Genomic DNA, 14512 nt, shown 5'->3' with positions numbered 1-14512 from the left:
AGGGGCGGGCGGCCTCGGACGGTCTGCCCGGTCCCGCCTACCGGGTCTGGGCGCCGACCGGGATCCCCGAGGTCCAGCAGGGGGACGATCTGGCCAAGCTGATCGCCGCCGCCGAACCTCGGCTGGCCGACGGGGACGTGGTGCTCGTCACCTCCAAGATCGTGTCCAAGGCGGAGGGACGGGTGGTCGAGGCGGCCGACCGGGAGGCCGCGATCGACGCCGAGACCGTGCGGGTGGTGGCCCGCCGCGGGCCGCTGCGGATCGTGGAGAACCGGCAGGGGCTCGTCATGGCCGCGGCCGGGGTCGACGCCTCCAACACCCCTTCCGGGACCGTGCTGTTGCTGCCCGAGGACCCCGATGCCTCCGCGCGGGCGATCCGGGACGGCATCCGGGACGCGCTCGGCGTCGAGGTCGGGGTCCTGGTCACCGACACGTTCGGACGACCCTGGCGCAGCGGGCTGACGGACGTCGCCATCGGCGCGGCCGGGGTGCGGGTCCTCGACGACCTGCGCGGCGGCACCGACGCGCACGGCAATCCGCTCAGCGCGACCGTCGTCGCCACCGCCGACGAGCTGGCCGGCGCCGGTGACCTGGTGAAGGGCAAGGCCGGTGGGCTGCCGGTCGCCGTGGTCCGGGGGCTCGCGCAGGTGGTGGCCGAGGACGCCGGCGAGGGGACCCGGGCCCTGGTCCGGGGCGCGGCGGACGACATGTTCCGGCTCGGCACCTCCGAGGCCGTACGGCTGGCGGTGACCCAGCGGCGTACGGTCCGGGCGTTCACGGACGAGCCGGTCGACCCCGGCGCGGTGCGGCGGGCCGTGGCCGCGGCCGTGACCGCGCCGGCGCCGCACCACACGACGCCGTGGCGGTTCGTGCTGCTGGAGTCCGAGGAGTCGCGGGTGCGGCTGCTCGACGCCATGCGGGACGCGTGGATCGCGGATCTGCGGCGGGACGGCAAGAGCGAGGAGTCCATCGCGAAGCGGGTGCGGCGCGGGGACGTGCTGCGCAACGCGCCGTATCTGGTGGTGCCGTGTCTGGTGATGGACGGCTCGCACGTCTACGGGGACACGCGGCGGGACGCGGCCGAGCGGGAGATGTTCGTCGTCGCCACCGGGGCCGGCGTGCAGAACTTCCTGGTCGCGCTGGCCGGGGAGCGGCTGGGGTCCGCGTGGGTGTCGTCGACGATGTTCTGCCGGGATGTCGTACGGGAGGTGCTGGGGCTGCCGGCGGAGTGGGATCCGATGGGGGCGGTGGCCGTGGGGCACGCGGCCGGGGCGCCTCCGGCTCGGGGGGAGCGGGATGCGGGGGCGTTCATCGAGGTGCGGTGACGGGTGTGTGGGGCTTCTCGCGCGGTTCCCCGCGCCCCCTTGGGCGTCACCGCTGCGCGGTTCCTCCCGCTCCTGAAACACCCCTACGCTCATAGGGCGCCCTTCACTACCTAGGACCTCTTCGTGGCCGGACGATTTCCTCAGCGGCCCACTCGTGCGACCGTGCGGGGTGGGCATGTCGTCGTGCCCGGTGGGGTGCCCCGGCAAGGGGCCGTGGCCGGGCGGCGGCGGACCTGGGTGCCCGAGGGAGCGCTCGATCTGGGGCTCGTGCTGGGGCCGCTGCGGCGGGGGCCCGGGGATCCGACCTTCCGCGCCATGCCGGACGGGTCCGTGTGGCGGGCCTGTCGTACGCCGGTCGGCGCGGGGACGCTGCGGGTCGCGCTGCGGGGCGGGGTCGTCGAGGCGGATGCCTGGGGGCCGGGGGCCGAGTGGCTGCTCGATCAGGTGCCCACGATGCTCGGCGCGTCGGACGAGCCAGAGGCCTTCGCGCCCCGGCACCGGGTCGTGGCGATGGCCTGGCGGCGGCGGCCCGGGTTGCGTCTGACGCGGACCGGGCTGGTGCTGGAGTCGTTGATTCCGTCGGTCCTGGAGCAGAAGGTCACGACGGACGAGGCGTATCGGGCGTGGCGGCTGCTCGTACGGCAGTTCGGCGAGCCGGCGCCGGGGCCCGCACCGGGGCGGATGTGTGTGATGCCGGGGGCCCGGGAGTGGGCGCTGATCCCGTCCTGGGAGTGGCATCGGGCCGGGGTCGACGACAAGCGGGCGTCGACGATCCTGCGGGCGGTGCGGGTGGCGGGGCGGCTGGAGGAGGCCGTGGGGATGTCGCCGGTGGAGGCGCGGGCGCGGTTGGAAGTGGTGCCGGGGGTCGGGCCGTGGACCTCGGCGGAGACCGTGCAGCGCAGTCATGGGGCGGCGGACGAGGTGACCACGGGGGATCTGCATCTGCCGGGGATCGTGGGGTTCGCGTTGGCGGGGGATCGGGATGCGGACGACTCGGTGATGTTGTCGCTGTTGGAGCCGTATGCGGGGCAGCGGCATCGGGCGGCTCGGTTGATTCTGTTGTCGGGGCGGGTGCCGGGGCGGAGGGTGCCGAAGATGCCTCGGTGGGACATCGGGAAGTTGTAGCGCCCCCGCCGCCCCTACCCGTCCCGTCCCCAGGGGCTGCGCCCCCTTCGACCCCCAGCGTCCGTCCGGTGGGGGCTGGTCGCGCAGTTCCCCGCGCCCCTGAAGGTGCCTTCGGCCCTTCATCGAAAAGCACGGGGCGCGGCCCCTGCTCTTCAGGGGCGCGGGGAACTGCGCGAGAAGCCCCACCGAACCCGCACCCGACAACGCGCCGGCAGTTACTGGTCCGACGAGAAGCGGAGCGCCCCCGTGGGGATTTGGGCGTCGCACCAGACTCGGACCCCTGTGCGGAGTTCGTTGTCGGCGCCGATGATCGCGCCGTCGCCGACGACCGCGCCCGTGAGGACGGAGCGTTCGCCGATGCGGGCGCGGGCGCCGATCAGGGAGTCGGTGATGACGGCGCCGGGTTCGACGACCGCGCCCGCCAGGACCGTGCTGCCGGAGACCCGGGCGCCCTCGCCGACGAACGCGCCCTCGCCCACCACCGTGCCGCCGGTCAGCTTGGCGTCGCCCGCGACCCGGGCCGTGGGCAGGATCAGCCGGTCGCCGCAGCGGCCCGGGACGGCCGGGGACGGGGCGCGGCCGAGGACCAGGTCGGCGGAGCCGCGGACGAAGGCCGCGGGGGTGCCGAGGTCCAGCCAGTACGTGGAGTCGACCATGCCCTGGAGGTGGGCGCCCGCGGCGAGGAGGTCCGGGAACGTCTCGCGTTCCACCGAGACCGGGCGGCCCGCCGGGATCGTGTCGATGACCGAGCGGCGGAAGACGTACGCCCCCGCGTTGATCTGGTCGGTGACGATCTCCTCGGGGGTCTGGGGCTTCTCCAGGAAGGCCAGGACCCGGCCGGTCTCGTCGGTGGGGACAAGGCCGTAGGCGCGGGGGTCGGTCACCTGGGTGAGGTGCAGGGAGACGTCCGCGCCGGTCGTCTCGTGGGTGGCGACCAGGCGGCGGATGTCCAGGCCGGTGAGGATGTCGCCGTTGAAGACGAGGACGGGGTCCTCGGGGCCGGAGTGGAGGTGCGAGGCGGCGTTGCGGATCGCGCCGCCCGTGCCCAGCGGCTCCTCCTCCGTGACGTACTCGAGGTGGAGGCCGAGGGCGGAACCGTCGCCGAAGTGGGGTTCGAAGACCTCGGCGAGGTAGGAGGTGGCGAGGACTATGTGGTCCACGCCCGCCGATCTGGCTCTCGCCAGCTGGTGCGTGAGGAAAGGGACTCCGGCCGCCGGGACCATGGGCTTCGGTGTGTGCACCGTGAGCGGACGCAGCCGGGTACCTCTGCCGCCGACCAGGAGAATCGCTTCTGTCACCTGTCGTCTCTGCTTCCTGCCGGGACCGGCCGAACTGTCATTCGACCGGCCAGTGTATGCAGACCGTTCCATGGCGCCTTCGCGGCCGTGCGTATGGCTGTTGACGTGCCATGAGGCACGTCAACGGTGGTGTGCGTCGAGGGCGCGACGGGCGCGCCCTCGACCTGTGCTGTGTGTGGTGTCCGCGTGACCTCCGACCGGTCACCGGCCCTGCAAGCGGGCCGCCTCCGAACGGGCCGTACCGAGCTTTCCGTAAAGGCGCCCCCCCGGGCACTCGGTCGCGAACCCGTCACGGTGGCCGGAGATCACGTTCAGTCGTACCTTCTTGCCTTTTGGGTAGAGATTGCCGCCACCCGAGGTGAGGTATGTCTTCCCCTTCGGGTTCGCTCCGTAAAGACCCAGTTTCCAGGCTGTTAGTTGCGCGATCGCCTTGACCGTCGCAGCGGGCGGCTTGGTGCTGCTGAAACTGCCGATGACCGCGACACCCATGCTGTTCGTGTTGAAACCGAGGGTGTGGGCACCCATGACGGGCTTCGCGACACCACCCGCGCGTCCCTCGTAGATGTTTCCGCACTTGTCGACGAGGAAGTTGTAGCCGATGTCGCGCCAGCCGCTGCTCACGACGTGGTAGCGGTAGATACTGCGAATGACCGAAGCGGCCTGCGCACACTTGTAGTTGTTGCCCGACGCGGTGTGGTGCACGAAGGCCGCGCTGACCCGCTTGGTGTAGCGGAAGTCGCGCTCGCGCAGCTTCTCGTCGGCTCCCCAGCCGGCCCGCGTGACGATGCGGGGACGCGGCCCGATGTACGGCTTCGCACCGGGCACCGCCGTCGCCAGCCGCTCCACCGTCTCCTTGCGCGAGAGCGGCGGGATGGCGGTGGAGCCGAGCGGCGCGAGATCGGCGTTCACGGCGGAGGCGGCGGCCGACTCGACGGTCAGCGTGCCCAGCCTGGGGGCGTCCACGGTGCCGACGGGCGGGGGTTCCGCGATGTGCGCGGCACCCGTCACGGCAGCCGGTCCCGCCGCGCCGCCGGGGGCGCCGACGCCTGGGTCGACCAGCTCCAGACGTAGGCCGTCCGGGAGCAACTGGACGCCCGGAGCGGCCGTACGGCCCCGGGTCTCGGCGCGCACGCGCACCTCGACGCCGTCCGAGTCGCCGACCCACAGCGGAGCGGTGGAGCCGCGCACCCGGCCCGAGGAGCGTTCGGCGGTGTCCGGGTCGGCGGCGTGCTCGTGGTTGTGCGTCTCGACGTCCTGCCAGCCGGACCAGCGGGCGGTGTCCGTCGCACGGGTGCGGACCTGGACGCGGCCCTCCAGCTCGGCGTCCGGGTTGTCCCAGACGACGCCGACGAGGGAGAACGACCGTACGTCCCGCTTGCCGAGGCCCTGTTCGGGGGCGGCCGGGCCGAGGTTGCGGTCCGCTCCCAGCGGGACGAGAGGGAGCGACTGTGTGCTGCCCGACGCGGGGGCGAGCGCGAGCGGATGGGTGGGGGTCGAGGATCGCGCCGGGGTGTGGACCGCCGCGGAGGACGAGTCCGTCGGGGTCGCCGCGGAGGCCGTCGCCGGGAGAGCCGCCGGGAGGGCGAGTGCCGCGGCGCAGGTGACGCCGATCGAGGACGCGAGGAATCGTGATCTACGCATGCGTCCGATCCTGGACATAGTCATACATATCTGTCCATTGCGGAATTGACGGGTCGTCGGTTCCGCTCCGCCGAACCGGTTAGCTTTCCGGTCCGCCGGGAACCACGGGCGCGGCGGTCCCCGCGTACCCTTACGCGGATGAACACCACCGACCGCACCCCTGCCGACCTGCTGCGATCCGCGCTGGCCGCGGATCCCGCGCGCCCGCTGGTGACCTTCTACGACGACGCCACGGGCGAACGGGTCGAATTGTCCGTGGCCACCTTCGCCAATTGGGTGGCCAAGACCGCGAACCTCCTCCAGGGCGAGTTGTCGGCCGAGCCGGGCGACCGGGTCGCGCTGCTGCTGCCGGCGCACTGGCAGACGGCGGTGTGGCTGCTCGCCTGTTCATCGGTCGGGGTGGTCGCCGAGGTCGGCGGCGACCCGGCGGCGGCCGATGTCGTGGTGAGCGGACCGGACACGCTGGACGCGGCCCGGGCGTGCTCCGGGGAGCGGATCGCTCTCGCGCTGCGGCCGCTCGGGGGGCGGTTCCCGCAGGCGCCCGCCGGGTTCGCGGACTACGCCGTCGAGGTGCCGTCGCAGGGGGACCGGTTCGTGGCGTACGCGCCGGTGGATCCCGAGGACGCGGCGCTGGTCGTGGCCGGGCGGGAGTTCAGCGGGGCGGAGGTCGTGGAGCGGGCCCGGGCCGAAGCCGCCGGACTGGGGCTGACGGGGCCGGGGTCCCGTCTGCTGTCGGGGCTGGGGTACGACACGTGGGAAGGGCTGGCCGCCGGGATGTACGGGCCGCTCGCCAGTGGGGGGTCCGTGGTGCTGTGTCGGCATCTTGAGCGGTTGGGGGAGGACGCCCTCGCCAAGCGGATCGACAGCGAGCGGGTCACTTCGGTCTCGCGGTGACGTGTTCTCGGTGACTGTGCGCGCTGACGCCGCGGGGCCGCGGTAGCGGGGGTCCGGCTCGCGGAGCCGCCCTGGGGAGTGAGGTCCGTCGGCGGCCGCGGGTGCGTCGTGGTTGCTCGCGCAGTTCCCCGCGCCCCTTCGGGGCGCGGCCATCCCCCGTTCGGCCTAGCACCGGCCGCCCCCTGCTCCCGCCCGGGCCATCGTCGTAGGAGCAACGACTCGCTCGTACGCCGTGAGGGGTGGCCGGAAGTGGACGACGTCGGAGGGCAGGCGCGTGGGCTGGGGCCCGGTGCGGGCGGTTCGCCCACCGGGCTCGGCCCCCGGCGTCGCCGTCGGCGTCGGTGGGCACGGTGGGTCGGGGCCGGCGCCGTCCTGGTGGTCGCCGGAGCCCTGGGGGTGGGGTGGGCGGCGTACCAGAAGCTGGACGGGAACATCACCTCCGACCGGACGGCGGCGGACGAGCTGGCGCGGTACGAGAAGGAGCGGCCGACGGCACTGGTGCGGGGCGCGCAGAACATCCTCGTCATCGGGTCGGACTCGCGGTCGGGGGACGAGAACGGCGAGTACGGGCGGGACTCGGGCACCGAGCGGTCCGACACGACGATCCTGCTGCATCTCGCGGCGGACCGGCGCAGCGCGACGGCGGTGTCGCTGCCCCGGGACCTGATGGTGGACGTGCCGAGCTGCCGGCGGCCGGACGGCAGTCACACCGAACCGGTCTTCACCATGTTCAACTACGCGTTCCAGAGCGGCGGTTCGGCCTGCACGATTCGGACGGTCGAGCGCATGACCGATATCAGGATCGATCATCACATCGTGGTGGACTTCAGCGGCTTCAAGGAGATGGTCGACGCCGTGGACGGGGTGGAGGTGTGCCTCACCGAACCCATTCACGACAAACAGGCCGACCTGCGGCTGCCCGCGGGCAGGGTGAAACTCGACGGGGAACAGGCACTGGGATATGTGCGGGCCCGCAAGTCACTGGGTGACGGCAGCGACACGGAACGGATGGACCGGCAGCAGCGGTTCCTCGCGGCGCTGGCGAAGAAGGTGCGCGGCAACGACGTCCTGCTGAATCCCGTGAAGCTGTACCCGGTGCTCGACGCGGCCACCTCGTCGCTCACCACGGACCCGGGACTGGCGAGCCTGCGCGGACTCTACGATCTTGTGCGGGGCCTGCGCACTGTCCCCATGGAAAAGGTGCAATTCCTGACCGTTCCCCGGAAGTCGTATGCGTACGACGCCAATCGTGACGAGCTCGTCGAGCCGGCGGCGCGGAGCCTTTTCGCACGGCTGCGCGCCGACGCACCCGTGGCGGTGGCGCGTGAACTCCCCGAGGGGACAAGGGAAGGGCATGCGGAAAAGCTTTCGGGAAGCCTCTCCGGGACACCCGATCCCGTACCGACTTTCCGCGGCAGTACGGCCGCCGAGAAGGACTGCGGATGACTCCGGAGGGGTTCCGCATGTAAAGCGCACGTCAACACAAGGAACAAATGCTCTAGGAAATGGGCGAATTGCCCGCTTGTAGGGACGTGCAATTTGTCACCGCCGTCGCTGGACACCTGATCGTGCGGCTAGTGTGAGCGATCCGGTGTGTCAGGCCTTCCGGTCACGCACCACTTGCAGCGAGACCCGAGCGTCTTTTGAGGGGGAAGGCGCCGCGTGGCCCCGACGGAGGAATCAGACAACCGTGGACGCGCAAGGCCGTGGGCGGGCGGACGACATCGACCCCGCAGACCAGTGGGTACTCAACCCGAGCACCGGTGAATACGAACTGCGACTGACCCCTTCCGCACCGCAATCGGCGGTGCCCAGGCCGCGCCGGGCCACGCCCGCGGCGGCGGGGGCCAGGAACGCGGGCGGCGGAACGTCCGCGCGCTCCGCGTCGGCGGGCACGGACACCCGGGAGATCCCCGACACGCTGCCGGGACCCCGGCGCCGCCGGGGCACGCCCGAGGAGGACCCGCTGCCGGGCCGCCGGGGCGGCCGGGGCAAGACGAAGCCCAAGAAGTCGACGGGCAAACGGATACTGGTGTGGACGGGCGGCACGCTCGCGTTCGTGCTGGTCGGGGTGACCGCCGCGGGCTACCTCTACTACCAGCACCTCAACAACAACATCCAGAAGATCTCGGACGACGGCGCGAGCACCGGCGGCTTCAGCAAGGACCGGGCGATCAACCTGCTGGTGATCGGCACGGACAAGCGGACCGGCGCGGGCAACGGGAGCTACGGCGACAAGGACAGCGTCGGCCACGCCGACACCACGATCCTGCTGCACGTCTCCAAGGACCGTACGAACGCGACCGCGATGAGCATCCCGCGCGACATGATCGTGGACGTCCCCGACTGTCTGACCACGCAGGAGGACGGCTCCAAGAAGAACATCGCGGGGACGCCGAACGTCCGGTTCAACACGAGCCTCGGCCAGTACGGCCGCACCCCGAGCTGCACGATGCGCACGGTGGAGGAGCTGACCGGGATCAAGTCGGACCACTTCATGGTCGCCGACTTCAACGCGGTGAAGACGCTCTCCACGGCCATCGGCGGTGTCGAGGTGTGCCTGGAGAAGGACATCAAGGACTCCAAGTCCAAGCTGGACCTCACCGCGGGCAAGCACACCATCGAGGGCGAGGAGGCGCTGGCGTTCCTGCGCACCCGCTACAGCGTCGGCCTCGGCAGCGACCTGAGCCGGATCGAGCTGCAGCAGCAGTTCCTCAGCTCGATGATCCGCCAGATGAAGTCCAAGGACACGCTGACCGACCCGACGAAGGTGCTGGACCTCGCGGAGGCCGCCACCAGCGCGCTCTCGGTCGACTCCAAGATCTCCGACATCAAGGTGCTGGCCTCGCTCGGCCAGGAGGTCGGCAAGGTGAAGACGAAGAACATCACCTTCACCACCGTGCCGGTCATCGACAACGACGACCGCGCGACCGTGCTGCCCACCCCGGGCAAGGCCGAGCAGCTCTTCGAGACCATCAGGAACGACATCTCGCTCACCGAGGTGAAGAAGCAGCAGAAGGAGAAGGAGGCCGCGAAGCTCAAGGGCTCGCGCGCCGACGCCTCCGAGGTCCGGGTCAACGTCTACAACGGCGGGGCCAAGGCCGGCAGCGCACAGGCCACTCTCAACTGGCTGCAGAATGATGTCGGCGTGACCAAGTCCAGCCAACTCGGCAACGCCGACAAGACGTTGACGAAGACGACCCTCGCGTACGACCCGGACCAGGCCGACCAGGCGCGCAAGCTGGCCGACCTCATGGGTCTGTCCGCGTCCGCGCTGAAGCCCGGCAAGGGCAACAGCGAGACCAACTCCCAGGGCCTGCCCTCGATGGTGCTGACCCTGGGCGAGGACTTCAAGGGAGCCGGGGTGCCGCTCAGCGGCGGCTCGGCGGCCGATCTGGACGTCCAGAAGAACACCGCGGACAAGGAAAAGTGCGCCAGTTGATGACCTGAGGGGGTCGTGGCGCGTCCTACCGGACGCGAGCAGTACAGGACAGCCGAGAGATCCGGTGACGCACCGGGCGGGCGCGACGACGCGCCCGCCCGGTCGGTTCTGAATGTCGTCGAAAGTGCCGTGGGGCGGTACGTGCCGCCGGCCGACCCGTGTCCGCGTGTCATCCGGTCGGAACACATGACGCGTTCAACAGAACATGAGTACATCCCAGTTGGGTTCTCGACGGTCCAACAGGAGGCGGGGACGGCCCCGCCACGGCAGGGTGGGGAGGGGCAGGGAGATGGTACGGAGCGACGTGCGCGGGGACGGGGGGCGACCGCGTGTCGAGGAACCCGGCGAGCAGGACGGGGTCCCGGGTCCGAAGGGTGAGGCGTCCGGCTCGGGCGGCGACACGGACGTCAGGGTGCCCGAGCAGGGCGGACGGAAGCGCCGCGACGGCTCAGGCGGTGGCCGGGGGCGCGCGAAGGCCCCCGAAAGGCCCCGGCGCAGACGGGTGCTGCGCTGGTCGGCGACGGTCCTGGCGGTGGTGATACTCGGCACCGCCGGTGCCGGCTACCTCTACTACCAGCACCTCAACGGCAACATCAAGAAGGAGAAGCTGAACCTCGGCGACACGAAGATCGCCGAGCCGACGCCGAACGCGGCCGGCCAGACCCCGCTGAACATCCTGCTGATCGGCTCGGACGCGCGGGACACCGCCGAGAACCAGAAGCTCGGCGGCGCCAAGGAGAACTTCGGCGGACCGGCGCTCGCCGACGTCCAGATGCTGCTGCACCTGTCCGCGGACCGCACCAACATGTCGGTCGTCAGCATGCCCCGCGACACCCTGCTGGACATCCCCAAGTGCACCGACCCGGACAGCGGCGAGGTGTACGAGTCGCTCACCCATGTGATGACGAACCAGTCGCTGGAGCGCGGCGGCCCCGGCTGCACGGTCGCCACCTGGGAGAAGCTGACCGGGATCCGCATCGACCACTTCATGATGGTCGACTTCTCCGGCGTGGTGTCGATGGCCGACGCGATCGGCGGCGTGCCCGTCTGCGTGGACGCCAACATCTACTCGCACACCAGCGACGGCAAGGGCTCGGGGCTGAAGCTGGAGGAGGGCACCACCTACATCAAGGGCAAGCAGGCCCTTCAGTGGCTGCGCACCCGGTACGGCTTCGAGGACGGCAGCGACATCGCGCGCGCCAAGGCGCAGCACCAGTACATGAACGCGATGGTCCGCGAGCTGCGCGAGAACGCCACGATCACCAACCCGAACAAGCTGCGCAGGCTCGCCGAGGAGGCCACCGACGCGCTCACCGTCGACGAGGGCCTCGGCGACGTCGCCAAGCTCTACGACCTCAGCACGGAGCTGCGCAAGGTCGAGCCGGCCCGGATCACGATGACGACGATGCCGTACACGTACGCCGGCGCGCGCGTCGTCCCCAAGGAGGGCGACGCGGAGAAGCTGTTCCGGCTGGTGCGCGAGGACATCTCCCTGGACGGCAAGGACAAGAAGAAGGCCACCACCGAGGACGCGACCTCCGACGACCCGGCGGCGGCGAAGGACGAGATCGGGGTGCTGGTGGTCAACGGCACCATGACCTCCACCCTCGCCCCGGTCGCCGGCCGCGCGCACACGGTGTCCCAGCTGCTCGTCGAGGAGGGCTTCGCCAAGTCCTCGTCCGACGCGACCACCGCGACCGCCGAGGACAAGACGGTCGTGCGCTTCCCGAGCGCCGAGCTGGAGGGCGACGCCCAGGCCGTCGCCAAGGCCCTCGGCATCCCGCTGGGCCAGGTGGAGAAGTCCACGAACGTCAGCGGTGTCACGCTCGTCGTCGGGGCCGACTGGCGGGAGGGGCAGTCGTACCAGGCCGAGAAGGAGGACGACACGACTCCCGAGTCGGCGGACGCCCTCAACGGCGCCAACAAGAAGGCCTGCATGAAGGTCAATCCGGGCTTCACCTGGTGACCGCGCGAGCGGCCCGTGCGGGAGCCGGGCCGCGAGCCGCCCGTACCTGAAGCCGGGCGGCGAGCCGTCCGGACGTGAGCCGGGCCGCGAGCCTCCGCCCGTAACGAGCAGCGCCCCTCAGATGACCGACGTGAGGGGCCCTGCTCGTTCGTACGTGGGGCTCAGCCCTCGGTCAGCACCGCCGGGCGGCGGGACGCGATGACCTTCTTCGCCAGGGACCGGGGGCTGGTGAGGAAGCCGAAGCCCCAGGACATGTGCATGGTGGCGAGGGCGACGGGGATCTGCAGGCGGGCCTTGAGCGGCAGCCCCTTGCCCGCCGGGATCGAGCCCGCGACGATCGCCGCGAGATAGCCGCCGGGGACGACGAAGCCCAGCGGGGTCACCAGGGCGCCCACCAGGGTGCCGGCCACGATCGCGCACACCGCGGTCGGCGGGGCGAGGTAGCGCAGGTTGATGGAGCCCTCGTGGTAGCGGGCGACGACGTGCCGCCAGCGCCCGTAGTCCTTGTACTGCTTGGCGAGCGCCTTCACGCTGGGCCGGGGCCGGTACGACACCCGCAGCTCGGGCGAGAACCAGATGAGGCCGCCCGCCTCACGGATCCGGAAGTTCAGCTCCCAGTCCTGGGCGCGGATGAACTCCACGTTGTAGCCGTCCTGCCGCTCCAGCGCCTCACGCCGGAAGACACCCAGGTAGACCGTCTCGGCCGGGCCCGCCTCGCCGCCGGTGTGGAAGGCGGCGTTGCCGACCCCGATCTTCGAGGTCATCGCGGCGGCGACCGCGTGCTCCCAGTCGTTCTCGCCCTCGGCGTGCATGATGCCGCCGACGTTCTGCGCGCCGGTCTCCTCCAGGAGCCGGACGGCGGTGGCGATGTAGTTCGGCGAGAGGATGCCGTGGCCGTCGACCCGGACCACGATCGGGTGGCGGGAGGCCTTGATCGCGGCGTTGAGGGCGGCGGGCGTCCGGCCGGTGGGGTTCGGGACCGTGTGGACGCGCGGGTCTTCGCGTACGAGCTCGGCGGCGATCTCGTCCGTGCGGTCCGTGGACGGACCGAGGGCGATCACGACCTCCATCTCGCCGGCGTACTCCTGCGCGAGGATCGCTTGGACGGCTCCGCGCAGATGCCGCTCCTCGTTGAGGACGGGCATGATCACGGACACGGCGGGGAGCTGCACGTCGGGCTTGGCGTTCATAGGGGGCTCACGTTACCGCGAACGGGGGACACGAACGCGCGCCGCCCGGTCGCGTGCGCGGGGCGCGGATGCCGGGACCCTACGGTGCTCAAGGTTCTCTGACTTCTCCCCTTCCCCTGACCGGTCTCGCGGAGGTGTCCCCCGTGTCCGCACCGCCCCGCCGTCCAGCCCGTCCGCAGCAGCCCCGGCCCCCCGTGCGCCCCCGGCGGCGGGGCTGGGCCATGCGGGCGGTGACCACGCTCTCGGTGGTGGTGCTGGCCGCCGCGGGCATCGGGCACGCGGTGGTGACCCGCCTGGACGGCGAGATCAAGCGGGTCGACGCCTTCAAGGACATGAAGAACCGCCCCGAGGCGGGCCACGGCATGAACGTGCTGCTGGTCGGCACCGACGGCCGCGACCGGATCAGCGAGGAGGAGCGGCGCAGGTACCGGTTGGGCGGGGCCCCCTGCCACTGCACGGACACGATGATGATCGTGCACATCTCGGAGGACAGGGAGCGCGCGAGCGTCGTGAGCCTGCCGCGCGACTCGTACGCCGAGACGCCCGAGCACACCGACCGCGCCACCGGCAAGGTCTCGCGCTCCCACCCGATCAAGCTGAACGCGGCCTACGCGGAGGGCGGGCCGCAGCTGACCGTGCGCACGGTCGAGCACATGACCAAGGTCAAGATCGACCACTACGTCGAGGTCGACTTCACCAGCTTCATGCGCACCGTCGACGTCCTCGGCGGCGTCGAGATCTGCACCACCCGCCCCCTCAAGGACTCCTACACCGGCCTCGACCTGGACGCGGGCACCCATGAGCTGGACGGCGGCGAGGCCCTCCAGTACGTCCGTTCCCGGCACGCCGACGGCTCCTCCGACCTGGGCCGGATGAAGCGCCAGCAGCGGTTCATGGCGGCCCTGATGTCCCAGGCCACCTCTTCCGGGGTCCTGCTCAACCCGATGAAGTTCCGCGACATCACCCAGGCCGTCCTCGGTTCCGTCCGCGCCGACAAGGAGTTCGGCACCGGTGAGCTGATCGACCTCGGCCGCGCGATGCGCAACCTCACCCCGGCCTCGTCGGAGTTCACCACCGTGCCCATCGGGCGCATGGGGTACGCGGTGGAGGGCGTCGGCTCGACCCTGAAGTGGGACGACACCAAGGCCGCCCGCCTCTTCGACGCCCTGCGCGACGACCGCCCCCTCGCCCCCTACAAGGCGCGCGGCTCCTACGCGCTCGTCGACGTGGCCCCGCAGCAGATCCACGTCCAGGTCGAGAACGGCACCGCCGTCCCGGGCCTCGGCAAGAAGGTCGACCGTCAGCTGGCCGCCACCGGCTTCCGCACCACGAGGACCCCGGTCAACGCCGCGCGGCCGAACGCCACTCGCACCCTGGTCTTCCACGACCCGCGCTGGGACCGCTCCGCCCGCTCCCTCGCGGCCGCCCTCCCGGGCTCGCAGCTCCGCCCGGTCCGTGCCCAGGGCCCTGTCATGAAGGTGGTCGCCGGCACGGACTTCAAGGGCGTCCGCAAGGTACGCGCCGAGGACCCGGAGCGCGGCGAGTCGGGAGTGGTACGCGGCGACCAGGTGACGTGCGCCCCGTGAGCGGCTGCGCCCCGTGAGCGGCTGCGCCCCGTGAGGGGCGCGGGG

General features: G+C 71.5%; 10 protein-coding genes. 7 read left to right on the top strand and 3 right to left on the bottom strand.

From position 1 onward, the window contains the following. Positions 1-23: 23 nt before the first annotated feature. Positions 24-1325, top strand: a complete 1302-nt coding sequence (locus tag ACZ9QC_RS25675; protein ID WP_472921809.1) for a coenzyme F420-0:L-glutamate ligase — start codon at positions 24-26, stop codon at positions 1323-1325. 123 nt (positions 1326-1448) lie between these two features. Next, entirely contained in the window at positions 1449-2450 is a 1002-nt protein-coding gene (locus ACZ9QC_RS25670) for a DNA-3-methyladenine glycosylase family protein (protein WP_472915269.1), read from the top strand. A gap of 215 nt (positions 2451-2665) precedes the next feature. Here the strand turns inward: ACZ9QC_RS25670 and manB are convergent, their stop codons facing one another. Together manB and ACZ9QC_RS25660 are read right to left on the bottom strand one after the other, a co-directional pair. Continuing rightward, a complete protein-coding gene (gene manB, locus ACZ9QC_RS25665) occupies positions 2666-3748 on the bottom strand; it encodes a mannose-1-phosphate guanylyltransferase (protein ID WP_472915268.1) in 1083 nt (360 codons plus the stop codon). A gap of 201 nt (positions 3749-3949) precedes the next feature. Beyond that, on the bottom strand, positions 3950-5407 hold the full coding sequence (locus ACZ9QC_RS25660; RefSeq protein ID WP_472921808.1) for a peptidoglycan recognition protein family protein: 1458 nt from the start codon (positions 5405-5407) through the stop codon (positions 3950-3952). A 120-nt stretch (positions 5408-5527) separates the two neighbouring features. On the opposite strand from ACZ9QC_RS25660, the gene ACZ9QC_RS25655 reads away from it, so the two are divergent. The 4 genes from ACZ9QC_RS25655 to ACZ9QC_RS25640 all read left to right on the top strand — a co-directional run bounded on the left by ACZ9QC_RS25655 (position 5528) and on the right by ACZ9QC_RS25640 (position 11691). Next, positions 5528-6283: a TIGR03089 family protein gene (locus tag ACZ9QC_RS25655; RefSeq protein ID WP_472915267.1), complete on the top strand. Its 756-nt coding sequence runs from the start codon at positions 5528-5530 to the stop codon at positions 6281-6283. A 249-nt stretch (positions 6284-6532) separates the two neighbouring features. Continuing rightward, complete coding sequence (locus tag ACZ9QC_RS25650) at positions 6533-7729, top strand: LCP family protein (protein WP_472915266.1); 1197 nt, start codon at positions 6533-6535, stop codon at positions 7727-7729. A gap of 244 nt (positions 7730-7973) precedes the next feature. Beyond that, positions 7974-9725, top strand: a complete 1752-nt coding sequence (locus tag ACZ9QC_RS25645) for an LCP family protein (RefSeq protein ID WP_472915265.1) — start codon at positions 7974-7976, stop codon at positions 9723-9725. A 289-nt stretch (positions 9726-10014) separates the two neighbouring features. Beyond that, positions 10015-11691: an LCP family protein gene (locus tag ACZ9QC_RS25640; RefSeq protein WP_472915264.1), complete on the top strand. Its 1677-nt coding sequence runs from the start codon at positions 10015-10017 to the stop codon at positions 11689-11691. Between the two features lie 161 nt (positions 11692-11852). Here the strand turns inward: ACZ9QC_RS25640 and ACZ9QC_RS25635 are convergent, their stop codons facing one another. After that, positions 11853-12881 (bottom strand): glycosyltransferase family 2 protein, encoded by a 1029-nt coding sequence (locus tag ACZ9QC_RS25635; protein ID WP_472915263.1) that lies wholly within the window; start codon positions 12879-12881, stop codon positions 11853-11855. Positions 12882-13015: 134 nt separating this feature from the next. On the opposite strand from ACZ9QC_RS25635, the gene ACZ9QC_RS25630 reads away from it, so the two are divergent. Continuing rightward, the gene (locus ACZ9QC_RS25630; protein ID WP_472915262.1) at positions 13016-14467 is read left to right on the top strand and encodes an LCP family protein; all 1452 of its coding nucleotides are present in this window, start codon (positions 13016-13018) and stop codon (positions 14465-14467) included. The last annotated feature ends 45 nt before the right edge of the window (positions 14468-14512 follow it).

The sequence above is a fragment of the Streptomyces sp. HUAS MS02 genome (genome assembly GCF_055702265.1).
This window is presented reverse-complemented; position numbering and strand designations above follow the sequence as displayed.